General features: G+C 40.8%; 20 protein-coding genes. All 20 read left to right on the top strand.

Going from position 1 to position 25,682, the window contains the following annotated elements; genetic code table 11:
* Positions 1–119: 119 nt before the first annotated feature.
* The gene (gene dpaA, locus ACTJJQ_RS03415) at positions 120–1,022 is read left to right on the top strand and encodes a dipicolinic acid synthetase subunit A (RefSeq protein WP_007499517.1); all 903 of its coding nucleotides are present in this window, start codon (positions 120–122) and stop codon (positions 1,020–1,022) included.
* The gene (dpaB, locus tag ACTJJQ_RS03410; protein WP_008344723.1) at positions 1,019–1,612 is read left to right on the top strand and encodes a dipicolinate synthase subunit B; all 594 of its coding nucleotides are present in this window, start codon (positions 1,019–1,021) and stop codon (positions 1,610–1,612) included. Before dpaA ends, dpaB begins: the two co-directional genes overlap by 4 nt.
* A 139-nt stretch (positions 1,613–1,751) precedes the next feature.
* Positions 1,752–2,771, top strand: coding sequence for an aspartate-semialdehyde dehydrogenase (gene asd, locus ACTJJQ_RS03405; RefSeq protein ID WP_041090413.1), 1,020 nt, complete (start codon positions 1,752–1,754; stop codon positions 2,769–2,771).
* Between the two features lie 92 nt (positions 2,772–2,863).
* Positions 2,864–4,078: an aspartate kinase gene (gene dapG, locus ACTJJQ_RS03400; RefSeq protein ID WP_025207348.1), complete on the top strand. Its 1,215-nt coding sequence runs from the start codon at positions 2,864–2,866 to the stop codon at positions 4,076–4,078.
* A 30-nt stretch (positions 4,079–4,108) separates the two neighbouring features.
* Positions 4,109–4,975: a 4-hydroxy-tetrahydrodipicolinate synthase gene (dapA, locus tag ACTJJQ_RS03395; RefSeq protein WP_039166632.1), complete on the top strand. Its 867-nt coding sequence runs from the start codon at positions 4,109–4,111 to the stop codon at positions 4,973–4,975.
* 171 nt (positions 4,976–5,146) lie between these two features.
* Entirely contained in the window at positions 5,147–6,814 is a 1,668-nt protein-coding gene (rnjB, locus tag ACTJJQ_RS03390) for a ribonuclease J2 (protein ID WP_008344715.1), read from the top strand.
* A gap of 325 nt (positions 6,815–7,139) precedes the next feature.
* Complete coding sequence (locus tag ACTJJQ_RS03385) at positions 7,140–7,868, top strand: ClpP family protease (protein ID WP_326378245.1); 729 nt, start codon at positions 7,140–7,142, stop codon at positions 7,866–7,868.
* Positions 7,865–8,101: a YlzJ-like family protein gene (locus ACTJJQ_RS03380; protein ID WP_008344712.1), complete on the top strand. Its 237-nt coding sequence runs from the start codon at positions 7,865–7,867 to the stop codon at positions 8,099–8,101. Before ACTJJQ_RS03385 ends, ACTJJQ_RS03380 begins: the two co-directional genes overlap by 4 nt.
* A gap of 110 nt (positions 8,102–8,211) precedes the next feature.
* The gene (locus ACTJJQ_RS03375) at positions 8,212–10,587 is read left to right on the top strand and encodes an FtsK/SpoIIIE family DNA translocase (protein ID WP_414834737.1); all 2,376 of its coding nucleotides are present in this window, start codon (positions 8,212–8,214) and stop codon (positions 10,585–10,587) included.
* Between the two features lie 163 nt (positions 10,588–10,750).
* Positions 10,751–11,476: a GntR family transcriptional regulator gene (locus ACTJJQ_RS03370; protein WP_008344706.1), complete on the top strand. Its 726-nt coding sequence runs from the start codon at positions 10,751–10,753 to the stop codon at positions 11,474–11,476.
* 102 nt (positions 11,477–11,578) lie between these two features.
* Positions 11,579–12,808 (top strand): MFS transporter, encoded by a 1,230-nt coding sequence (locus ACTJJQ_RS03365; protein WP_440599998.1) that lies wholly within the window; start codon positions 11,579–11,581, stop codon positions 12,806–12,808.
* Positions 12,809–13,127: 319 nt separating this feature from the next.
* The gene (locus tag ACTJJQ_RS03360; RefSeq protein WP_440599954.1) at positions 13,128–16,244 is read left to right on the top strand and encodes an MMPL family transporter; all 3,117 of its coding nucleotides are present in this window, start codon (positions 13,128–13,130) and stop codon (positions 16,242–16,244) included.
* Between the two features lie 145 nt (positions 16,245–16,389).
* A complete protein-coding gene (yfmF, locus tag ACTJJQ_RS03355; RefSeq protein ID WP_440599953.1) occupies positions 16,390–17,670 on the top strand; it encodes an EF-P 5-aminopentanol modification-associated protein YfmF in 1,281 nt (426 codons plus the stop codon).
* Positions 17,667–18,959 (top strand): EF-P 5-aminopentanol modification-associated protein YfmH, encoded by a 1,293-nt coding sequence (gene yfmH, locus ACTJJQ_RS03350; protein WP_440599952.1) that lies wholly within the window; start codon positions 17,667–17,669, stop codon positions 18,957–18,959. Before yfmF ends, yfmH begins: the two co-directional genes overlap by 4 nt.
* A gap of 151 nt (positions 18,960–19,110) precedes the next feature.
* The gene (locus tag ACTJJQ_RS03345; protein WP_024720380.1) at positions 19,111–19,587 is read left to right on the top strand and encodes a MarR family winged helix-turn-helix transcriptional regulator; all 477 of its coding nucleotides are present in this window, start codon (positions 19,111–19,113) and stop codon (positions 19,585–19,587) included.
* Complete coding sequence (locus tag ACTJJQ_RS03340) at positions 19,565–22,684, top strand: MMPL family transporter (protein WP_440599951.1); 3,120 nt, start codon at positions 19,565–19,567, stop codon at positions 22,682–22,684. The genes ACTJJQ_RS03345 and ACTJJQ_RS03340 overlap by 23 nt, the downstream gene beginning before the upstream one ends.
* 29 nt (positions 22,685–22,713) lie before the next feature.
* A complete protein-coding gene (ymfI, locus tag ACTJJQ_RS03335; RefSeq protein WP_440599950.1) occupies positions 22,714–23,442 on the top strand; it encodes an elongation factor P 5-aminopentanone reductase in 729 nt (242 codons plus the stop codon).
* Positions 23,443–23,515: 73 nt separating this feature from the next.
* Positions 23,516–23,773: a DUF3243 domain-containing protein gene (locus ACTJJQ_RS03330; RefSeq protein ID WP_099680613.1), complete on the top strand. Its 258-nt coding sequence runs from the start codon at positions 23,516–23,518 to the stop codon at positions 23,771–23,773.
* Positions 23,774–23,904: 131 nt separating this feature from the next.
* Positions 23,905–24,696, top strand: coding sequence for a DUF3388 domain-containing protein (locus ACTJJQ_RS03325; protein WP_003211480.1), 792 nt, complete (start codon positions 23,905–23,907; stop codon positions 24,694–24,696).
* 23 nt (positions 24,697–24,719) lie between these two features.
* On the top strand, positions 24,720–25,631 hold the full coding sequence (locus ACTJJQ_RS03320; protein WP_440599949.1) for a helix-turn-helix domain-containing protein: 912 nt from the start codon (positions 24,720–24,722) through the stop codon (positions 25,629–25,631).
* Positions 25,632–25,682: the final 51 nt, after the last annotated feature.

Genomic DNA, 25,682 nt, shown 5'->3' with positions numbered 1-25,682 from the left:
GTGCTCTTTTTCTTTTCTCTTCCCGATTTGTTCACAGGCTGAATCCTCTCCTCATATGCTGAAAGGGAGATTCGGAAAATATTACAGACTTTTTTAAATAAAGAAGGTGAACGGTCAGTATGTTGAGCGGTTTAACGGTTGCGGTGATCGGGGGAGATGCTAGGCAGCTTGAAATCATTCGCAAGCTGTCACAGCAGCATGCCAAAGTGTTTTTGGTCGGTTTTGATCAGCTGGATCATGGATTTATTGGTGCTGAAAAGCTGAAAATGTCAGAGCTTCCATTTGAGCAGGTAGACAGTATGATCCTTCCGGTATCAGGTGCTACAGACGAAGGGGTCGTTGCCACCGTTTTTTCAAATGAGAAGGTCGTGCTAGAAGCTAAATATTTAGAAAGAACCCCTGCACATTGTACCTTGTACTCAGGTATTTCTAATATGTACTTAGACAATATGGCAAAGCAGGTGAACCGGAAGCTTGTGAAGCTGTTTGAGCGAGATGATATTGCCATATATAACTCTATTCCAACAGTTGAAGGGATTATCATGATGGCTATTCAGCAAACGGACTATACGATTCATGGGTCACATGTCGCTGTTCTCGGACTTGGTCGAACAGGGCTCACCATTGCCCGCACATTTCGGGCGCTAGGTGCGGAAGTGAAAGTTGGTGCTGCGGATACAGCCCATTTAGCGCGAGCCTTTGAGATGGGACTTGATCCATTTTCAATGGACCGTTTAAAAGATGAAGTAACGGATGTCGACATCATCATCAATACGATTCCAAGCTTAGTATTAGATTCATCTGTCATCGTCAGCATGACACCAAAGACACTCATTTTGGATATCGCCTCCCGCCCAGGTGGAACAGACTTTGACTTTGCACAAAAGCATGGAGTGAAGGCACTTCTTGCACCAGGACTTCCAGGGATTGTGGCACCAAAGACAGCCGGGCAGATCATTGCAAAAGTGCTTTCTGGGCTCTTATGTGAACTTGCGGAGGAAAAAAGGGGGATGAAATCATGACTACACTAAAAGGGAAAAGAATCGGCTTTGGTTTAACAGGTTCTCACTGCACGTACGAAGCCGTTTTTCCGCAAATCGAATCACTCGTGAAAGAAGGGGCAGAAGTGCGTCCTGTCGTGTCATATACGGTGCAAAATACGAATACGAGATTCGGAGAAGGAGCGGACTGGATTGAGCGGATTGAGAAGCTGACAGGATTTCAAGCGATTGACTCAATCGTCAAAGCAGAGCCACTCGGACCAAAACTTCCACTTGATTGTATGGTCATTGCACCTTTAACAGGCAATTCAATGGCGAAATTTGCAAATGCACTGACAGACAGTCCAGTCTTAATGGCTGCTAAGGCGACCATTCGTAATCACCGCCCTGTCGTTTTAGGCATTTCCACCAATGATGCATTAGGTTTAAATGGTACAAATCTCATGAGACTCATGTCGACAAAGAACATTTTCTTTATTCCATTCGGCCAAGATGATCCATTCAAAAAACCGACTTCCATGGTAGCGCATATGGATCTACTGACGAAAACGGTAGAAGAGGCGCTCGAGCATAGACAAATTCAGCCCATTTTAATTGGAGCAAACGAATAATAGATTCACTAGAAAATCATGAAAGATTCAAAAAAGGTACTTCAAGCCTTGCTTTTCTATGGTAAAATAAAATGTAAAAAGTCATAGGATGGCCATCCGAAAGAAAAGAATCATGGATGGGTCGGAAGGAGTTTTACTGATGGGAAGAGGATTGCATGTAGCTGTAGTTGGAGCGACTGGAGCTGTCGGTCAACAAATGTTAAAAACACTAGCTGACAGAGATTTTGAAATGGATACACTTACCCTACTATCCTCAAAACGTTCTGCTGGAACAAAAGTGACATTCAGAGGTCAAGAGTATACCGTTCAAGAAGCAACACCTGAAAGCTTTGAAGGGGTCAATATTGCACTATTCAGTGCGGGAGGAAATGTTTCCAAAGCGCTAGCTCCTGAAGCAGTCAAACGAGGTGCAATTGTTGTCGATAATACAAGTGCTTTTCGTATGGACGAAAATACCCCTCTTGTCGTACCAGAGGTAAACGAAAAAGATTTGCATGACCATCAAGGGATCATTGCAAACCCTAACTGTTCAACGATTCAAATGGTGGCGGCGCTAGAACCGCTTCGTCAAGCGTATGGCATGAAAAAAGTCATTGTGTCTACTTACCAAGCAGTATCAGGTGCAGGACATGAAGCCATAGACGAACTGTACAGCCAGTCGCAAGCCATTTTAAATAAAGAAGATGTGAAACCAGAAGTCATGCCTTATCAAATTGCCTTTAATGCGATTCCGCAAATTGATAAATTCCAAGATAATGGCTATACATTTGAAGAAATGAAAATGATCAATGAAACGAAAAAAATCATGCATTTGCCAGAGCTGGAAGTAGCAGCAACATGTGTGAGACTACCAATTGAAACGGGTCATTCAGAATCGGTTTACGTTGAACTTGAATCAAATGACGCAACGGTTGATGACATCAAGTCCATCCTAAAAGATGCACCAGGCATCACATTACAAGATGATCCGTCTCAGCAAATTTATCCAATGCCTGCAGATGCTGTTGGTAAAAACGACGTATTTGTCGGCCGCATTCGGAAGGATTTGGATCGTCCAAATGGCTTCCATATGTGGATTGTATCTGATAACCTGCTAAAAGGCGCTGCATGGAACTCCGTTCAAATTGCAGAAAGCTTACGAGCATTAAAATTAGTTTAACATTCAATGGATGATGAGGACGAATAGAAGAGAGTTAGGCATCTTTCGCCTGCTCTCTTCTGTTACGTCAGAATGAACTTGGAGTGAAAACAGTGAAAATAATTGTCCAAAAATTTGGCGGTACATCTGTCAAAGATGATCAAGGAAGAAAAAGGGCACTTGCACATATCTTATCTGCAAAAGAGAAAGGCTATAAATCGGTCGTTGTCGTGTCTGCGATGGGACGAAAAGGCGATCCTTATGCGACAGATACACTGCTAGGTCTGCTTTACGGCAGTGCGCAGCATATGACAAACCGAGAAAAAGATTTACTCGTGTCTTGCGGAGAAAATATTTCAGCTGTTGTTTTTTCAAGTATGCTGAATGAAAACGGGCTAAAGGCTGTTGCGATGACTGGATCACAGGCAGGCTTTGTGACAGATAAAGAGCATACAAATGCGAAAATTATTGATATGAAGTGTGAACGTCTTGAGGCGGCACTTTCAGAGCATGATGTGGTTGTCGTTGCTGGATTCCAAGGCGCTGCAAAAAATGGAGACGTGACAACAATCGGACGAGGCGGCAGTGATACGTCAGCTGCTGCGTTAGGCGCTGCATTGCAGGCAGATTTCATCGATATTTTTACAGATGTAGAAGGGGTCATGACAGCAGATCCCCGTATCGTAGAAAATGCAAAACCACTGAGAGTCGTGACATACACAGAAATTTGTAACCTCGCATACCAAGGGGCAAAAGTCATTCACCCTAGAGCTGTTGAAATTGCCATGCAAGCAAAAGTACCAATGAGGGTCCGTTCAACATACTCTGATGATGAGGGCACACTCGTGACATCACACTACTCAGATAAAATGAGTCATGATGTGTACGACCGCCTGATTACGGGTATTGCACATGTCAATGATGTCACACAAATCAAAGTCCCAGCTAAAGAGGGACAGTACAGCGTACAAACAGAAGTCTTTAAAGCAATGGCAAATGCCCAAATTAGTGTCGATTTCTTCAACATTACACCGAGCGAAATCGTCTATACGGTGACAGGTGCAATGACTGAAAAAGCAACGGCGATCCTAAAAGATCTGGGCTATACGCCGATTGTCACGACAAACTGTGCAAAGGTATCAGCTGTTGGAGCAGGCATTATGGGTGTACCAGGTGTCACATCTAAAATTGTATCTGCACTATCTGAGCAAAATATTCCGATCTTACAGTCCGCTGACAGTCATACGACGATTTGGGTGTTAGTGAACGAAGAAAACATGAGAGCGGCTGTTAATGCCCTTCATGAAGTGTTTGAACTTTCAAGATAAATGTGATTGAATCATGATGAGGTGAAAAAAATGAATTTCGGAAATATCGCAACAGCTATGATTACACCTTTTGATAAAAAGGGCAACATTGATTTCCAAAAGCTATCAATTCTCATTGATTACTTGTTAAAAAACGGCAGTGACTCTTTAGTCGTTGCAGGGACAACAGGCGAATCGCCAACTTTATCGACTGAAGAAAAAGTCGCTCTTTTTCAGCAATCGGTGAAATTAGCAAATGGTCGTTGTAAAATCATTGCAGGAACAGGCAGTAATAACACAAATGCGTCTATTAAACTAACGAAAAAAGCAGAAGAAGCGGGCGTTGATGCAGTGATGCTTGTCGTACCTTACTACAACAAGCCATCACAGGAAGGCATGTATGCACACTTTAAAGCAATTGCCGAGTCTACATCTCTTCCTGTCATGCTTTACAATGTACCAGGAAGAACGGTTGCTTCATTAGCACCAGAAACAACGATTAAGCTTGCGCAAATACCGAACATTGTCGCAATCAAAGAAGCAAGCGGTGATCTAGATGCCATGACAAAAATCATTGCAGAGACACCAGAAGATTTTGACGTTTACTCTGGTGACGACAGCCTAACGCTTCCTGCGGTTGCGATTGGTGCAAAAGGAGTTGTCTCTGTGGCTTCTCATATTGTAGGCCTTGATATGCAGCAAATGCTAAAAAGCTACGCTTCAGGACAAACAGCGAATGCGGCATTGATTCATCAAAAGCTGGTGCCGATCATGAACCAGCTGTTCTCAGCGCCAAATCCAACGCCTGTCAAAACAGCTCTTCAGCTGAAAGGATTAGATGTCGGATCCGTTCGACTCCCGCTTTTACCTTTATCAGAAGAAGAGAGACTGAATTTAAGCAGCGTATTAAACAGCTGATCAAAACAAAAAAATTCGTAAGCGGTCATTCTCAGATGTCCCTGAGTATGACCGTTTTTTATACATAAACACTTTCTTAAAATGTGACTTCATCTTGTTTTCTAAAATTAGATTCAGTTATAATAGCATTAAGCGATGATGGACGGGCTTGAGACTAGGAGGATAAGAATTTTGAAAAAGAAAAATACAGAGAACGTAAGAATTATTGCACTGGGAGGCGTTGGAGAAATCGGGAAAAACTTATATGTCATTGAGATTGATTCCGACATATATGTTGTAGATGCAGGACTCATGCATCCAGAAAACGAAATGCTAGGCATTGACGTGGTCATTCCTGATATCTCTTATTTAACAGAACGAGCTGATCGGGTGAAAGCAATTTTTCTTACCCACGGACATGATGAAGCAATCGGAGGCGTATTCCATTGCTTAAGCAAATTGTCTGTACCAGTTTATGGCACGAAGCTGACCCTTGCGTTACTTCGAGAAAAGTTAAAGCAATACGGCTTCAATCAAAAAGCTGATTTGCGAGAGGTTCATGCAAAGTCAGTCATTACATTTGAAACAACAAAGGTATCATTCTTTAGAACGAATCACAGTATTCCTGATTCAGTCGGAATCAGCTTCAAAACATCTCTTGGTTCAATCGTATGCACAGGTGATTTTAAATTTGATCAAACCCCAGCGCTTAACCAAGCCTGTGACATTGGAGAGATTGCGAAAATTGGAAACAATGGCGTTTTAGCACTTCTTTCAGACAGTGCAAATGCTGAAAAACCAGGCTATACACCTTCTGAGGCGCTCGTCCAAGACGAAATCTCAAATGCGATGTACAATGCTGAAAACCGTGTGATTGTCGCTGTATCTTCGTCAAATATTAACCGTGTACAGCAAATCATTAATGCCACAAACCAAAATGGCCGTAAGCTTGCAGTAGCAGGGAAAAATATGATGACAACTCTTCAGCTTGCGATCAAACTTGGTTATGTGACAGCGGACGAAGAATTATTTGTTCCAGTCCAAGAAGTGAAAAAAATGGCGAAAAACAGTGTGGTCATTCTCACAGCAGGAAGCCACGGCGAGCCTCTCGCTGCTTTAACAAAAATGGCGAAACAAAATCACAAACAGCTTCATATTGAAAAAGATGACACGGTTGTGATTGCGTCTACACCTCTTCCAGGACAAGAACTTACCTATTCAAAAACGGTGGATTTCCTTACAAGAAGCGGAGCACAAGTGATTTTTGCTCAAAAACGTGTGCATGTATCTGGACATGGCTGTCAAGAAGAGTTAAAGCTTATGCTGAACTTACTGAAGCCAAAGTATTTAATTCCAGTAAACGGCGAATATCGCATGCAAAAAGCACATTCTCGTATTGCTGAAGAAGTGGGCATGAAACGAAGCGACATTTTCTTAATTGATAAAGGGGATGTTGTGGAATTTAGAGGTCAAAACGTCAAAATCGGTGAAAAAGTACATCAAGGGAACATTTTGATCGATGGTCTTGGTGTTGGTGATATTGGGAATATTGTCTTACGTGATAGACGCCTATTGTCTCAAGATGGCATCTTAATTGTGGTCATTACGCTCGATAAACAAAAGAAACAATTAATTTCTGGACCTGAGATCATCACAAGAGGATTTGTTTATGTAAGAGAATCCGAAGAGCTGATTGTGAAAGCAACAGAAATGGTCAAAGGGATTGTGAAAGAGCAAACGGAAAACTCAATTGTTGAATGGTCAACACTGAAACAATCCATGCGCGATGTACTAAATCAATTCCTATATGAAAAAACAAAACGCAAGCCAATGATCATTCCAATTATTATGGAAGTGTGATGAGAAAAGTCCAAAGAGCATAAGCTCTTTGGGCTTTAGATTGTTGACAAAGTGCTAAAATGAACTTTATTTTAGCACTTTGTCTTCTTTTTAGCGTGATAGAAAACCTTTGCAGTCTAGAAAGGACGAGCACCGGAGCGGAGCGAATTTGACATTCGTGAGTACCGAAGCGCAGGACTGCTGGCGAATGCGAGGGTTTGTCTACACGCTAAGCCCAAAGAGCACAAGCTCTTTGGGCTTTTTTGATGTGACATGATGAATGCGGATGGAATGTGGCGATCTTGTTCATAATAGGAGGAGAGTTTTTAGGAAAGGATGGAGACAAATGGACGAACAGAATGAACAGCAGCCTGAGCGAAAACCAGAAGAAAAAGATAGCATTATGAGTAAAATACAACAGCTTGGTGAAACAGCCGTCCCGCAGTTGTCACAAGATACAAACATACATTGCCTGACTATTATTGGACAAATTGAAGGGCACATGCAGCTACCGCCACAAAATAAAACAACCAAATACGAACATGTCATTCCACAAATCGTAGCAGTTGAACAAAACCCAAAAATTGAAGGACTTCTAATCATTTTAAATACAGTGGGCGGCGATGTAGAAGCAGGACTAGCTATTGCAGAAATGCTTGCTTCTTTATCCAAACCGACTGTATCCATTGTGCTTGGCGGCGGCCACTCTATTGGGGTCCCAATCGCCGTATCGTGTGATTATTCATACATTGCCGAAACAGCAACGATGACCATTCACCCTGTACGCTTAACCGGTCTAGTCATCGGTGTTCCGCAAACCTTTGAATACTTAGATAAAATGCAGGAAAGAGTCATAAATTTTGTCACGAGTCACTCAAACATTACAGAAGAGAAATTTAAAGAGCTTATGTTCTCTAAAGGCAATCTAACAAGAGACATTGGGACAAATGTCGTTGGCCATGAGGCGGCGGAATACGGGCTGATGAATGAAGTAGGCGGCGTTGGACAAGCGATTAAAAAGCTGAACGAGCTTATTGGAGAACGGGCAGCACAAAACGAGGGGCTGATCCAATGATTTTATATACACCTATGCCTTATGAAGCCATTTACGCTGAGGAACAAGGAGAACGCAAACTCCAGCAGGTAAACATTCAGGGCGTGCCAGTGATGGTTGAAATGAAAGAAGATGAAGCGGAAATCGTTCAAGTGATGAGTACGAATCCAATGGACTTTTTGAATCAGGAGCTTGCACCAGGTAAGCGATTGAAGTTACATTTAGGCACCAATCAAACCGACTCATATGAATGATTCTATGCTATAATAAAGGGAAAACTTACAACAAGATGCAGCCAAAACCAGGCTGCTTTCTTTCTGATCTTTTCGTAGGTTATATTTTCTTTTGTAGTAAGGTGATGAGTATGGCGAAAAAGAGAAAACGTAAAACAAGAAAAAAACAAAATAAACAGCTAAAACTGAAATATGAACTAAATGGGTTAGTCTGTATTGCCATAGCGATCATTGCCATTTTACAGCTAGGTGTAGTTGGACAAACCTTTGTACATCTATTCCGATTCTTTGCAGGTGAATGGTTTATTCTCTGCCTTATCGGATTATTTCTTTTTGGTGTGACGATCTTTTGGAAAAAACAAATTCCTGATTTACTGACAAGAAGAAAAGCAGGTTTATACTGCATCATTGCGAGTATCTTGCTTTTGTCACATGTGAAGCTTTTTCAGCATCTTTCAGCTGCAGGCGTGATAGGCTCTCAAAGTGTGATCAGAAATACGTTTGAATTATTCTTAATGGATATGAAAGGTGAGACAGGCTCGCCCGATTTAGGAGGCGGTATGATCGGTGCTGTATTATTTGCGGCCTCCTATTTCTTGTTTGCACAAGCAGGGTCGCAAATCATGGCCATTGTGCTAATGCTGATTGGAATTGTGCTGATCACAAACCGGTCACTGCAAGAAATGGTCAAAAAAGTGACGCTGCCTGTATCACAATTTTTGGTGAAGCAGTGGAAAGCATTTATTGAAGATATGAAAGGCATAAGGCAGGCGAAAAAGAATGCACCTGCGCAGAAAACAAGTGAAAAGAAAAAACGTTCACGCTTGCAAGAAGAGGCCGAAGAAGATCATGATCATATCTTGATCGAGGAAGGAGAGCAGGCTTCTGATAATCGTCAGCCGATTATCTCAAGTTTTGCTGATCGAGATGACATGCTCACATCGCCGGTTCAAAAAGATCAGCCGGTCAAAGAGCCAGATCCTCTTCAAGAAACTGTACAAGGCACTCCGTCTCCTGATACAGGGGATGAACCGAAAGAAGCTCCGCCTATGACGTTCACGGAGCTTGAAAATAAGGATTATGAGCTGCCATCGCTTGATATTTTAGCTGAGCCGCAGCATTCAGGTCAGCAAACAGATAAGAAGAATATTTATGAAAATGCAAGAAAGCTTGAAAAGACCTTCCAAAGCTTTGGTGTAAAAGCAAAAGTGACACAAGTTCATTTAGGGCCGGCCGTCACAAAATATGAAGTATACCCTGATGTCGGCGTGAAGGTAAGTAAGATCGTCAACTTGAGTGATGATTTAGCCCTTGCATTAGCTGCAAAAGACATTCGAATTGAAGCGCCGATTCCTGGTAAATCCGCCATCGGAATTGAAGTTCCCAACGCAGAAATTGCAATGGTTTCTTTAAAAGAGGTTTTAGAATCGAAACAAAATGACCGCCCAAATGCCAAACTGCTCATCGGACTGGGCCGAAATATTTCTGGTGAAGCTGTGCTGGCTGAAATGAACAAAATGCCGCATTTACTTGTGGCTGGCTCGACAGGAAGCGGAAAGAGCGTATGTATCAATGGCATTATCACAAGCATTCTCATGAGAGCAAAACCTCATGAAGTGAAGATGATGATGATTGACCCGAAAATGGTTGAATTAAATGTTTATAATGGCATCCCGCATCTGTTGGCTCCAGTTGTGACTGATCCTAAGAAAGCCTCACAGGCACTTAAAAAAGTGGTTAGTGAAATGGAGCGCCGTTATGAATTGTTTTCTCATACGGGCACAAGAAATATTGAAGGGTACAATGATTACATTAAACGAATGAATCAATCAGAAGAGGCGAAGCAGCCAGAACTACCTTATATTGTCGTCATTGTAGACGAGCTTGCTGATTTAATGATGGTTGCTTCCTCTGATGTAGAAGATTCCATTACAAGGCTTTCTCAAATGGCACGTGCTGCGGGGATTCATTTAATTATTGCTACACAAAGGCCTTCTGTTGATGTCATTACAGGTGTCATTAAAGCAAATATCCCTTCCCGTATTGCATTTAGCGTATCGTCACAAACCGATTCAAGGACCATTCTTGATATGGGAGGCGCAGAAAAATTGCTGGGCAGAGGGGATATGTTGTTCTTACCTGTCGGTGCGAACAAACCAGTTCGTGTACAAGGCGCCTTTTTATCAGATGAAGAAGTGGAACATGTCGTTGATCATGTCATCACGCAGCAAAAAGCACAATATCAAGAAGAAATGATCCCGAGTGAAGAAACGCAAGATCAGCTTGGGGCTGTGGACGACGACTTATATGATGAAGCAGTTGAACTGATCATTGGCATGCAGACGGCCTCTGTTTCTATGCTGCAAAGGAGGTTCCGCATCGGTTATACCCGTGCCGCACGTCTTATTGACGCAATGGAAGAGCGCGGGGTTGTCGGACCATATGAAGGCAGTAAACCGAGAGAAGTCCTCCTCTCAAAAGAACAACATGACGAGCTCTCTTCATAATTCGAAGAGAGCTTTCCTAACATGAAGTTAACGATTATTGATTATGTTAACTGGATGTCAGACTATTTATTTATTTGCAAAAACGTGATATAGTTATGTTCATCTTATCTCGGAATAAAGATTTCTCATCTTATCATTTGCATTGATTAGACGGAGGGAAAACATGTCGACCAAAACAGACAATCGCCATTTATATTTGAAAGTGATTGACCGTATTAAAGAAGATATTCAAACAGGTGTATATGCCGAAAAAGAAAAGCTCCCTTCTGAGTTTGAGCTCTCAAAGCTTTTAGGCGTTAGCAGAGCGACCCTTCGTGAAGCCCTTCGTATATTAGAAGAAGAGAAGTATTTAATTAGAAGGCATGGTGTGGGAACTTTCGTCAACTCAAGACCGCTTTTTTCTACTGGCATTGAACAGCTGACAAGTGTCACAAAAATGATTGAACAGGTCAATATGACGCCAGGTACCATCTTTTTGTCCTCACAAGAAGGAGAGCCGACAGAGAATGATGTCATTCGTTTTCAGTGTGATGAATCCGAGAAGGTTTTTTCAATGGAACGCGTTCGAACAGCAGATGGACAGCCAGTCGTCTATTGTTTAGATAAAATTCCGGTCAAACATCTTCCCGCTTCTTTTACTCATGAGGAAGAATCGCTTTTTGAGCTGTTTGGCAGAGAACCGCACAGCGGAATTAAATATGCAGTGGCAGACATCGAACCGATTGGTTATCACGATCAGGTTTCACCGATACTAGAATGTGACCCAGAAACAGCCTTACTATTACTGAAACAAATGCACTATGATCAAGATGATCAGCCGGTCTTATACTCGCTCAATTATTTTCGAGCGGATAAATTCAGCTTCCATGTCATACGTAAACGATTTTAACAAAGCAGTCGCTTCCATAGGCGGTTGCTTTTTGTTTGCCCATACATAAAACCCGTGAAACATGCCACACTAAACGTAACAGTATATAGAATTGGGTGAATGATGTTGGGCGAGAAAACGGTCAGTAAAAAGAATATTATTGCATTATCATCAGTGCCTCTAATCATGACGCTTGGGAACTCGATGCTAATACCCGTATTACCAGAGATAGAAAAGAAACTCTCAATCACTTCCTTTCAAGTGTCACTCATTATTACGGTATACTCCGTTGTGGCGATTTTATGTATTCCGATTGCCGGTTATTTATCTGACCGAATTGGGCGGAAAAAGGTACTTTTGCCGTGTCTTTTAATCGCAGGACTTGGAGGAGCTGTGGCAGCTGTTGCCTCAAGCATCATGAAAGAACCCTATATGTGGATTCTATTTGGCAGGGTCCTTCAAGGAGTTGGCTCAGCCGGGGCAGCACCTGTCGTCATGCCGTTTATTGGCGATTTGTTTCACGATGATGAAGAGGTAAGTGCGGGACTTGGAGCAATTGAAACTTCTAATACAGCTGGAAAGGTACTAAGTCCTATTATTGGGGCACTTCTCGCTTCTTGGTTTTGGTTTGTACCGTTTTGGTTCATTCCATTCTTTTCAATCATCAGCTTTGTGATGGTACTGTTTATGGTTGAATCCGCAAAGAAAGAGGAAGATCCGCCTACATTTAAAGAGTTTTTAAAATCAACAAAGACGATTTTTAAGCATGAAGGACGCTGGCTTTATGCCATTTTTGCTATTGGCGGTTTTATTATGTTTCTTCTTTTTGGCGTGCTCTTTTATTTATCAGATAACCTAGAGGCGGCGTATCAAATAACGGGTGTCAAAAAAGGCTTGCTGCTAAGCATCCCGCTCCTTTTTTTATCAATCAGCTCGTACATTGCAGGGAAAACAATTGGAAAAGAAAAGGGGAAAATGAGGATATTTCTCATCGTTGGTATGGCTCTTTTATCACTTTCGTATCTATTTTTATGGTGGAATCACAGTTTTTACGTGTTGTTTGTCTGCTTAAGTATTGGCGGCGTAGGGATCGGCATTGTGCTTCCAGCACTTGATGCGTTGATAACAGAAGGTATTGAAAAAGAGCAGTGCGGAACCATTACGTCATTTTATAGCAGTATGCGTTTTATCGGTGTTGCTTTAGGACCTCCAATTTACGCATTTCTTATGGATAAAGGAGACTCCATCGTTTTTATTCTATCGACCATATGTAGTCTCATTTCATTATTTTTGGTCCTCTTTTTCATCCAGCCAGATGAAAAGGATGAAAGTGAACAATTGAAAACGGTTTAAACATAGAAAAAAGACGGTATTTTGCCATCTTTTTTCTTTTTTATAAATTGACATGTAAAATTTTGATAGTTAAACTAATGTATAGTAATATCTTTTAAATTATCCCAAATAGGAGGTGTTCAAAAACATTCATTTTCTGTCTTTGTTTTAAGGCAGAAATTGAGCTCGTGGCTGATGATGGATATGCGTTTCTTCAACACGAAAGGACAATTGAATAGGTCATCCTGCCATTAGCACGTTGAAGGAGACGAAGTCAGCACTTCAGACACGCTCAAAAACAGCAAATTGATTGATGAACTAGAAGGAGCTTGAAGCAGCTATGTTGCAAATAATTAAAGCAAGATGGATTGTATTAATGGTGTGGATGATAACAGCTGTGATTCTGTTTATTACTGCGCCCAATTTAGAGGAATTAACAAGAGAAAAAGGGCAGTTAAAGGTTCCAGAGGGGACACCAACAGCTGAGGCACTTCACTTATTGGATAAGCTTTCAGATCATAATGGGAAAAAAGATACTGGTGTGATTGTATTCTCCGAACAACATTTGTTCCCTGCCAAAGAGCAGGAATTAAAAAAGGCTTTAGCTGCACTCATGACACATGCCCCAGAACTCCACATTGACGGAATTACTTCGTATTTTCATGTAGATCGTGACATTCAAAAACAACTTTTATCAAAGGATAAAAGTACACTTCTTGTTCCATTCAAATTCGACCACTACGAAACAAAAGCTGTGAAGGTTAAAGAACGAATTGAGGAAGTTTTAAAGCCCTACAACGTCTCATATGAAATGACAGGTCAAAAATTTGTGGACTCAGATGTCATTAAAAGCTCTCAACAAGGTCTGAAGAAAACTGAACTTATTACGATGATTTTTATTTTCTTTATTTTAATAATTGTATTCAGATCGATACTGGCACCTGTTGTTCCGCTTATTACGATTGGCATTTCTTATGCTGTCAGCCGGTGTATTGTGGCTTTTCTCGTAGAATATACACCATTTCCTCTGTCTAATTTCACTCAGATTTTTATGGTAGCTATTATGTTCGGTATAGGAACGGATTATTGTATATTACTTTTAAGCCGTTTTAAAGAGGAGATTGGTCAGGGGCGTGATGTCAAAGAATCAATTATCATCACGTATCAATGTGCAGGGAAAACAGTCTTTTTCAGCGGTTTAGCTGTGTTAGTCGGCTTCTCAAGTATTGGTTTCGCAAAATTCCAATTGTACCAATCAGCCGTCAGCGTTGCCGTAGGCGTTGGCATCCTGCTCATTGCACTTGTCACAATCGTTCCCTTTTTTATGTCGGTTTTCGGAAAATCCCTTTTTTGGCCGTCTAAAAGAGAAAACATTCGTCATCCACAAAGTAAGATTTGGGAATGGGCTGGACGCTTTTCATTTAAAAGACCGCTCATCAGCTTAGGTGTAGTTGCACTCATCACTGTTCCTCCGATTCTGATGTATGACGGCACTCTTTCTTATAATAGTTTAAATGAGATTGGGACAAAGTATGAGTCAGTGTCTGCATTTAATACGATATCTGAGCAATTTGGCTTTGGTGAAGCGCTGCCGCTGAATGTGCTTGTCGAAAGTGACAATGAGCTCGATAATCAAGAAAAGATCGTCATGATTGAAAAACTGACCCGTAAGTTAAATGACATTGAGGAAGTGAAAGCAGTTCGCAGTGTCACTCGCCCAGTTGGAGATGGGTTAAGTCAGCTCTACGTTACCTCTCAAGCGAAAGAGCTAGGAGGAGAGCTTGGGAAAGGTCACGAGGGCATCGGGAAAATTACAGATGGCTTGACCGAAACAAACTTAGCACTTCTCAAACAAAAACCAAAAATTGAAGAATCCGCTAAAGGGATTGATCAATTGATTGATGGGACAAAAGCTATCAAAGGCGGTATCGGAGAAGTGAGGAAATCACTCATTTCTTTAGAGGATGGTGTGAGGCGCAGTAAAGAGGGCGTAGGAACCATTCGCACTGAAATCAAACAAGCGAAAAAAGAATTAGAGCAAGAATACCGCAGAAGTGAAACCATGATTCAAGATCTTGAACGAGTCGTAAGCACACTGGAAGGTCACGCAACATCAAATGAGCAACTGATGACAACGATTAAAAAAGTGAAACAATCCTATGAAAACGTATCATTTGAAGGGCTTGAAAACCGGCTTCCAGAAATCAAAGACATGAATGAATATAAAGAAATCAAAAAAGTATTCAAAGACACAAAAGGAATGCTCGATCAAGCTGGAGAGCAAATGAGTGTCTATGAAGAGGAAGCATCTGCCTTTAAACAAAAGATCAAGAAAGCAGATCAAGTCATTCAAACGTTCTCAAGCAAGCAAAAAGAAATCAAACAACAAGTAAAGGCGCTGATGACAGGTCTAGATCAAATTTATGATGGTCTTGATGAAACGAATAAAGGCCAAAAACAGCTCATCAAAGAAATGCCTAAAATTGAAGATGGCGCAGATCAGCTGACAGATGGCCAAAAAGCCGTGAAAAAAGGGTTTAACCAGCTATCATCTAAACTATCACTATTAACAGATGGATTAGATGAAAGTATTTCCGGACTTGAGCAAGTAAAAAGCGGCTTTACCGAGGCAGACAGCTACTTAAAACAGCTTCAGGAAGCACCAGATGAAGAAGTAACGGGCTGGTTTATACCAGAAGAAGTATTGAAACGCCATGAGTTTAAGAAAATATTTAATACGTATATGTCCCCAGATCGCAAATTAACAACCTTTGAAGTAATTTTAAATGTAAATCCATACAGCAATGAAGCAATGAAAGGTGTAGCAAAAATCGAAGAAACCCTTGATCAATATTTACCTGTAAGTGGTTTGAAAAATGCCAATTACGGTGTATCTGGTATCTCCAGTTTAAATGTTGACTTAAAAGAAACGTCAGACGGTGACTTTATCAGAACGGTTATTTTCATGTTAATTGGTATCTTTATTATTTTAGTTTTATTACTAAGGTCAATCGTCATGCCGATATACTTAACACTTTCACTCATATTAACGTATTTTACATCCATTGGCTTAACAGAATGGATTTTCAAAACATTCTTTGGCTACGATGGTGTCAGCTGGGCTGTTCCATTTTTCAGCTTTGTGATCCTTGTGACCCTTGGCATTGATTATTCGATCTTCCTGATGGATCGCTTTAATGAATGGAAGGGAGAGCATGTTCAAGCATCCATGATATCAGCGATGAGAAATATGGGGTCCGTCATTATTTCAGCAGTTGCTATTTTAGCGGGTACTTTTGCTGCGATGCTGCCATCGGGTGTATTATCATTAGTTGAAATTGCAACGGTCGTACTCATTGGACTTTTATTATATGCTTTTGTTGTTCTACCACTCTTTATCCCGGTCATGGTTCGCATCTTTGGAAAATGGAATTGGTGGCCGTTTAGAATGAAATAACAACCTGCGTCTCTGCTTTTAGCAGAGGCGTTTTTATTTCCTATCCTTTCCTCTGATTGATATAATGACTATTAAATGGCTGTTTCACGTATATATCAGCTATGTTCTAATACATAATAAATAGGATGAACAAAGGAGGTTTCTCATGACGTACTTACAAGAGAAGACATTTGATACACCTGGTCTTCATACTCATATTGTCAAAACAGAAAAATTTAAAACCGTGACGATCCTTTTTAAAATGCTTGCGCCTTTATCCAAAGATGACGTCACCATGCGTTCCCTTTTCCCGCATGTGCTTTTAAGAGGAACAGAAAAAATGCCGAAAACGGGAGAGCTTCGTGCTTATTTCGACGAGCTCTATGGGGCGACCGTTTCCGCAGACATGGCGAAAAAAGGTGAAAATCACATCATTACCTTCCGTCTAGAAATGGCGAATGAAAAATATTTAAAGGATCAAACCCCTTTACTAGAAAAAGGGATTGCCTTACTTTCTGAACTTTTATTCCACCCGTACGTGGAAAACGGAGTATTTCATGAATTGTACGTTGAGCAAGAAAAACGAACATTGAAACAGCGCATTCAAGCCGTTTATGATGACAAAATGCGCTATTCAAACTTAAGACTTGTGCAGGAAATGTGTAAAGGTGAGCCATATGCACTGCACGTCAATGGTGAAATGGAAGACGTCGAAGCGATTACGGCAGAAGCGCTCTTTAAAGCATACGAACGTGCACTTAAGTCCAACCAGCTAGATCTCTATGTTGTGGGAGACGTTGATGAACAAGACATCAATCGAATGGTCTCGCAATACTTTAAAACAAGTGAAAGAGAGCCAGTCAAACAAAATACCGAATCATCAAGATCACAAATAGAGCCAAAAGAAGTCATTGATGAAGAGGACGTAAAACAAGGAAAGCTGAACATTGGCTTTCGCACACATACAACGATAGCAGATGAAGATTATCCGGCGCTGCATTTGTTTAATGGCATATTCGGCGGCTTCTCTCATTCAAAGCTATTTATCAATGTGCGGGAAAAAGCAAGTCTTGCGTACTATGCTGTTTCTAGACTTGAGAGCTTTAAAGGTTTGATGATGGTCATGTCAGGAATTGAAGTCGGCAACTATCAGCAGGCAGTAGACATTATCAAAGAACAATTTGATGCCATGCAAAAAGGCGATTTTTCTGATGAAGCAATTGAACAGACAAAGGCTGTCGTCAAAAATCAGCTGCTCGAAACCATTGATACGTCTTATGGAACAGCGGAATACTTATATCAGCATGCCGTCGTGCCAACAGGGGAGAGCCTCGATTCCTTTTTAGAAGCGTTAGACAGAGTGACAAAAGAGGACATCATCAAAGTGGGTCAAAAAATCGAATGGGATACGACCTATTTTCTTAAAGGAACGGAGGGTGCTTCATGACAGTGAAAACAATTCAATTCGACCAGCTGCAAGAAACGGTCTATCACGAAAAAATGGAGAGCGGACTTGACGTCTATGTACTGCCAAAGCAAGGGTTTAACAAAACCTATGCAACCTTTACAACAAAATACGGCTCTGTCGACAATGAATTTGTGCCTCTTGGCAAAGAAGACATGATCCGAGTGCCTGATGGAATTGCCCATTTCTTAGAGCACAAGCTGTTTGAAAAAGAAGATGGAGATGTGTTTCATACATTTAGTAAACAAGGAGCATCCGCAAATGCTTTTACGACATTTACGAGAACAGCTTACTTATTCTCAAGCACCTCAAATGTCGAACAAAACCTTGAGACACTCATTGATTTTGTGCAAGAACCTTATTTTACTGAAAAAACGGTCGAAAAAGAAAAGGGCATCATTGGTCAAGAGATTAACATGTATGATGACAATCCCGACTGGCGTTTATTCTTCGGTTTGATTGAAAATCTATATCAAGAGCATCCTGTGAGAATTGATATAGCTGGAACAGTAGAAAGCATCGCTCCGATTACAAAAGATCATTTGTATGAATGCTATGAAACGTTCTATCACCCAAGCAATATGCTTCTATTTGTTGTCGGTCCCGTTGATCCGAAGCAAATATTAGATCAAGTTCGAGCGAATCAGGCGAAAAAGCCATTTACAGACCAGCCAGAGATCAAACGAAAAGACATCAATGAGCCTGAAGGTGTGTACCGAAAAGAATATGAACTTCCAATGAACGTACAAGGCTCAAAATGTATGTTTGGATTAAAAACAAAGAATCCTCATAAAAAAGGCAATGAACTGTTAAAACATGAACTTGGCATGAATCTTATTTTAGAGACATTGTTTGGTAAAAGTTCTCTGCAATATGAGCGTATGTATGAAAAAGGCTTGATTGATGAGACATTCAGTTACGATTATACGGAAGAAGGCGGTTTTGGCTTTACTTCAGTTGGCGGAGACACAAATGACCCTGATCAACTCGCAGATGAATTAAAAGAAACGCTTCTTCAAGCAAAAAGCCTGATCACAGAAGAAAAGATTGAACTTGCTCGCAAGAAAAAAATTGGCAGCTTTTTAAAAGCGATGAACTCCCCGGAGTACATCGCCAATCAATTCACTCGATACGCATTCTTAGAAATGAGCTTATTTGATGTCGTGCCAGTACTGGAGCAAATCCAATTAACAGATATTCAGCAAATCTTAGACGAAGAAATTGATGAAGAACGAATGTCAGTTTTTAAAGTCGTACCGAAAGCAAAATAAATGAAAAAAAGACAAACTCAACGTATAAGAGTTTGTCTTTTTTGTGTCCAGCTAAAGAAATCGCTTTATATGCGAAGATATTGATTGACAATTGTTTGGGGATTTAGTTAAACTCTTTAATAGTTAAACAATCAAACTAAAGGAGCAGCATATGGTACAAAATAAAATTGCCCAGCTCATCCAGAGATATGCGGACGTCTATCTCATGATGGAAAAAAAAGTATCGAGTATGATCACGGAAAAGCTCGATAAAGAACTGACACTTGATCAATATTACTCGCTTCGATACATCAATTTACACCCAGGATGTACATCAACAGACCTTGCCATCGAATGTAATGTCAACAAAAGTGCTGTGACATCCATGACCAATCGTCTTTTTAATAAAGATTATATTTATCGAGAGCATGATCAAGCTGATCGAAGAAACGTTCATCTTTATGTGACACCCGAAGGAAAAGAAGTGGTCAGCCGAATGGAAAAGCAGCTTCAGGATCTTGTTCGGTCATATTTAGAAAAATTTGATGAAAAAGAAATCGAATCATTTATTCAAACATATGAAAAGATTTATCAAATTATCATCGAAGAGGAGGCACAACATAGTAATGAGAGCAATCATAAAGGGTAGATGGCTGATCACGATCCTTTGGGTCGTACTAGCGGCTGTATTATTAATCACCGCTCCTAATATGGCGCAATTAACAAAAGAAAAAGGGCAGATTTCTGTTCCAGATGGTTATCCCTCTTCCTACGCCGATCAATTATTAAAGAACATGTCTGAAAATGGGGATACGGAAAAATCGATCGTCATTGTCTTTCAAGGAAAGGATATCGTCAAAGAAAGAGAAGCCTCTTTAAAGAAAGCGATGGAGATTTTAGAAAAGGATCAAGATCTCCATGTTGAAGACATCACTTCTTATTTTGATGCAAACAAAGATATCAAAAAACAGATGCTCTCTAAAGATCAAACAACACTTCTTGTTCCAGTTACATACGACTCGAACAAAATCAAAGCATCCGATTTTAAAGAAAGAGTCAATGAAAAGCTTAAGAGCCTGAACCTGAAATTTGAAATGACAGGGCAGCCGCTAATTGACGATGATGTCATCACAAGCTCACAAGAAGGTCTGAAAAAAACAGAATTCATTACAATAGGGTTTATTTTAATTGTTCTTGTGCTTGTCTTTAGATCCGCAGTGGCACCGTTCGTTCCTTTAGTGGCCGTGGCGCTTTCCTATTTGGTCAGTCAATCCATTGTGGCTTACCTAGTAAAGTATGTTGATTTTCCGCTCTCGACCTTTACCCAAATTTTTATGGTCGCCATCATGTTTGGGATTGGAACCGACTACTGCATCCTGTTGCTAAGCCGGTTTAAAGAAGAACTATCTCACGGAAAAGATAAGATTGAGGCGATTATTACAACATATAAGACGGCAGGTAAAACCGTTTTATTCAGCGGAATTGCTGTCCTCATTGGTTTTACATGTATCGGTTTAGCTGAATTCCAACTGTATAAATCAGCTGTCGCCGTGGCGGTTGGTGTCGCCGTGTTAATTGTGGCACTGCTCACTGTCGTTCCATTCTTTATGGCGGTTTTAGGAAAAGTGTTATTTTGGCCGATCAAAGGCGATATTGCCCACCCGCAATCGAAAATGTGGGAAACAGCCGGCCGTTTTTCATTTAAGAAACCACTTCTCAGCTTGCTAATCGTTGCAATTATTACCCTTCCAGCGATTCTTATGTATAAAGGAACACTTTCATATAACAACCTAGACGAAATCGGCAATAAATACGAATCCGTCAATGCATTTAATACGATCTCTGACAAATTTGGACCAGGTGAAGCCCTTCCAGCAACCGTTGTCGTGAAATCATCCGATCTTTTAGACAATAACGAAGGTCTAATTGCTGTTGAAAAACTCAGTCGTGCGATTGAACAAACAGATGGCGTGAGTAAAGTGAGAAGTGCGACACGCCCTGTTGGAAAAGGACTGAATGATCTGTACGTGAAATCTCAAGCCAAAGAGCTAAATAGCGGACTTGATAAAAGTAACGAAGGGTTGAAAAAGATCCAAGATGGACTTGCGAAAGCGAGTAAATCTATTGAAGATCAAACTCCACAAATCAAATCATCAGGAAAAGGCATCAACCAACTCATTTCGGGTACTGAGTCGGTTCAAACGGGTATTCAAAACGTCGAGAAATCGTTAAGAAAACTAAAAGACGGTATCGATCAGAATAAACAAGGTGTTGCTAAAATTAAAAATGAAATAAAGGCAGCGAAAAAAGAACTAACGGATCAGGTTGCACAAGTAAACCAGCAAGTGGCCTTATATAAAAACATTTCCAAAGAATTAAAAGCAGCATTGGCACAAGTCGATACGTCATCCTCTGCCGCAGCGGATGTGAAAGCTTTGATCAGTCAAGCGAATAAACAGTTCAGTACACTTGAGCAGCAAATTCCGCAAGTGAAAGAAAATCAATCATATCAAGCCATCAAGGCTTCATATAAGGAACTTTCTACTACCTTGCAAGAAGGAGCCAAACAGGCTGACAGCTATGCAAAACAAGCAAAAGAAGCAAAAAAACAGCTTGAAGCAGCAGATGCTTTTATCGCAAAAGCTTCAGAGCAGCAAAAAGTGTTTACAAATCAAATTGATGAGCTGATTGCTGGCTTAGAAGCCATTGAAAACGGGCTAGATCAAACGTCTAAAGGCCAAGGAAAGTTAGCTGATAGTATGCCTAAACTTGCAAATGGAGCCGGCGACATCATTAATGGTCAAAAACAAATGAAAGAAAAAATTGGCGGCTTTGGTGACGATCTGACCAAGCTGACGGATGGTCTAAACAAAAGTGTCGACGGCCTTGAGAAAATTTCAAACGGCTTAATGGGTGCAGGAGACTACTTAGATGAACTGAAAAACGCACCAGATCAAGACATGGCCGGTTGGTTTATTCCAAAAGATGTCCTAAAAAATAAAGCATTCAAGCAAGTGTTCGATTCCTATATGTCGGATGACCGCAAAATGACAAAGATTGACGTCATTTTAGAAGACAATCCATATGGAAACGACGCCATGAAAACAATTAAACAAGTAGAAGCTTCGGTCAAACGTGCACTTCCTGAAACAAACCTAAAAGATGTTTCATTTGGCGTATCTGGTGTATCAAGTATGAACGCTGATTTAAAACAGCTGTCAGACCAAGACTTCAATAAGACGGTTCTTTACATGATGATCGGTATTTTCCTGATACTAGTGATTCTGTTCCGTTCTCTCGTGATGCCGCTTTACTTAGTGGGCTCGCTTATTTTGACATATTTTACAGCAATCGGTATAACCGAATTTATTTTCACTCATTTCTTCGGATATCCGGGCATCAACTGGGCTGTTCCATTCTTTGGATTTGTCATCTTAATGGCGCTTGGAGTCGATTATTCGATTTTCTTAATGGAACGTTTCAATGAATACAAAACAAAAGACATTCAGTTTGCCATGACTGAATCAATGAAAAATATGGGATCTGTTATTATGTCTGCTGCCGTCATTTTGGCAGGAACATTTGCAGCGATGCTGCCATCAGGTGTATTGTCACTCTTACAGATTGCAACACTTGTTCTCACAGGGCTTTTATTGTATGCGCTCGTTGTGCTACCATTGTTCGTACCTGTGATGGTCAAATTGTTCGGATCAGCGAATTGGTTCCCATTTAAACGAAAAGAATAAGGATTCCATAAAGAAAGTAGGAACAAAGTATGAGTCGTTGGGCACTGATTACTGGTGCCAGTGGCGGAATTGGGCAGGCGACAGCCAAAAAGCTTGCCCAAGAAGGCTGCCATCTGATGCTCCATTATCATCAAAATGAACAAGCGGCTAGTCGTCTTTCCGCTGATCTCAAAGAAACATATCAAGTAGAAACGCACGTCGTTCAAGCTGATTTAGCGAAAACAGGCGGAGCAGCAGAGCTTGTCAGCCGCCTGCCGCTTGATCCAGATATTCTTGTTTTAAATAGCGGAAAGAGTCATGTTGGTTTAGTGACAGATACTGAAAAAGAAGTTCTAGCCAGCATGGTGCAGCTTCATGTGACAAGTCCATATGAGCTTACCCAATCCATTTTGCCTGCCATGATCCAAAAAAAGTCAGGTCATATTATTGCGGTTAGCTCAATATGGGGGGAAACGGGTGCTTCGTGTGAAGTGCTGTATAGTATGGTCAAGGGTGCTCAAAATGCTTTCATTAAAGGGCTTGCCAAAGAGCTTGCCCCAAGTGGAATTAGAGCAAATGCAGTCTCACCAGGTGCGGTTCAGACTGATATGATGAAAAGCTTCACACAAGAAGACCTTGCGATGATGGAAGAGGAGATTCCACTCGGTCGTCTTGCCGCACCTGAAGAGATAGCCGATGCCATTTGGTTTCTTGCCTCCAAGCAGTCAAGTTATGTCACAGGTCAAATTTTATCTGTAAATGGCGGCTGGTACTGTTAAAAAACGTGTATAATTCGTCTCTCCATGACAAAAGCTATGGCTGTAATTCATCTTTTCGAATGGAGGAATCGACATGTCTGTACTTGAGAGCTGGGACCATTGGAAAAACTTTTTAGGTGACCGTTTAAATCATGCACAGGATAAAGGTTTATCAGATGATACCATCAATAACCTTGCGTATGAAATTGGCGGATACCTGGCTAATGAAGTTGAAGCAAAGAATGAGCAAGAAAGAGTACTTGCTGACCTTTGGAGCGTCGCATCAGAAGATGAGCAGCGCGCAATTGCCAATATGATGGTCAAACTGGTTGAAAATAATAGCTCGCACTAAACAAAAAGAGGGGTCGTTTGTGCCTCTCTTTTTATTTTAACTGTTTCACAACATTGTGCTTTCTAAAAATGTGAAAATGCTTTATGATAAAGGAAGGTAAAAATTTGCCACAATGAAGGGGGTAATATCATTTGGCAAAGCTCGAATGGTATTTTGAATATGAGATACAGGTGAACCGTCCCGGACTTTTAGGAGACATTTCTTCTTTAATGGGGATGCTTTCAATTAATATTGTGACAATTAATGGTGTTGATGTATCAAGACGCGGCATGCTTCTTCGATGTGACCACACAGATCAAATTAAGCGGCTTGAATCAATTTTAAATACAATGGAAACGATAAAAGTAACGAAACTAAGACAGCCAAAACTTCGTGACCGTTTAGCTGTTCGTCATGGAAGATACATTCAGCGTGATGCGGATGACAAAAAGACGTTCCGTTTTGAAAGGGACGAGCTTGGTCTACTTGTCGATTTTATGGCTGAATTATTTAAAAAAGAAGGACATAAATTGATTGGAATTCGTGGAATGCCGCGGGTTGGAAAAACAGAATCAATTGTTGCTTCAAGTGTATGTGCAAGTAAGAGATGGCTGTTTGTATCGTCGACTCTTTTGAAACAGACCATTCGCAGTCAGCTGATTGCAGATGAATACAGCCCAGATAACGTCTTTATTATTGATGGGATTGTGTCGACAAGAAGAGGTTCTGAAAAGCACTTACAGCTTTTAAGAGAAATTATGAGACTGCCTGCTACAAAGGTGGTAGAGCATCCAGATATCTTTATTCAAAATTCAGAATATACAATGGATGATTTCGACTACATCATTGAATTGCGTAATAGTGCAGACGAAGAAATTACATACGAGCACGCTGAAGAACCACAAGTGTTTGATCATTCTGGTTTTTCTGGCTTCGATTTTTAATATGGTAATGGTAGGTGTTTGTTTTGACTGAATTGGGAAAACGGCTCGTTGAGGCCAGAGAGGAAAAAGGGATGTCGCTGGAGGATCTGATGGCGGCTACCAAAATCCAAAAGCGCTATTTGCTAGCAATAGAACAAGGAAACTATGATATCATTCCAGGTAAATTTTACGTCAGAGCGTTTATTAAACAATATGCCGAAGCCGTTGGACTGAATCCTGAACAATTGTTCGAAGAGTTTCGTAAAGATGTACCAAGTACGTATAACGATGAAGTGTCTGATAAATTATCAAATATTAAACCGCAAAGAGAGCTGCCAAAGCCTGCCTCAAAGGTACTGGAGCTGCTTCCGACGATTTTAATCATTGGAGGGATCCTTGTGGTGATCGCTATCATTTATGTGATCGTTCAAGCGGTTAATCATGATAGCGGACAGAAAAATAATCAGGCGGCTCCTCAGCAATCAGAATCAAAATACGAAGTGTCTGAGGATTCATCGCTGGCAAAGGATCAAAAGAAAAAGGAAAAAGCTTCGTCAGATGATCAAGAAAAATCATCTGAAAAAGACGATTCCTCAAAGGATTCATCTAAAGGCGATGAAGATGTTTCTTTGAAGGCGACGAATACAGAGGGTTCTACGACAACGTATGAAGTATCAGGTGCAGAAGAGATGGAGCTAACCATTTCTGCCTCACAAGCTTCATGGCTTCGTGTGAGAGACGAATCTGGAAAAGTGCTGAAGATGGGTGAATTGAAAGATGGCGAATCGTTTAAAACAGACTTGACTGATCTTTCCCAAGTCGATATCCGCTTAGGAAATGCATCGGGAATCGATATTAAAGTCAATGACGAAACGCTGAAGTACGAATTAGACCCTAAAAACACCATGACACAAAACATTGTGATTGTGAATAAAGGAAAGGAAAAGTCATCTTAAGCAAGTAGATGACTTTTCTTTTGTTCCTACTATTATATACATAAAAAAATG

This window comes from Bacillus sp. 22483 (assembly GCF_052044605.1).
Classification (GTDB): domain Bacteria; phylum Bacillota; class Bacilli; order Bacillales; family Bacillaceae; genus Bacillus; species Bacillus altitudinis.
Note: the sequence above shows the minus strand (reverse complement) of the source record. Positions and strands in the feature narration are given on the sequence as shown.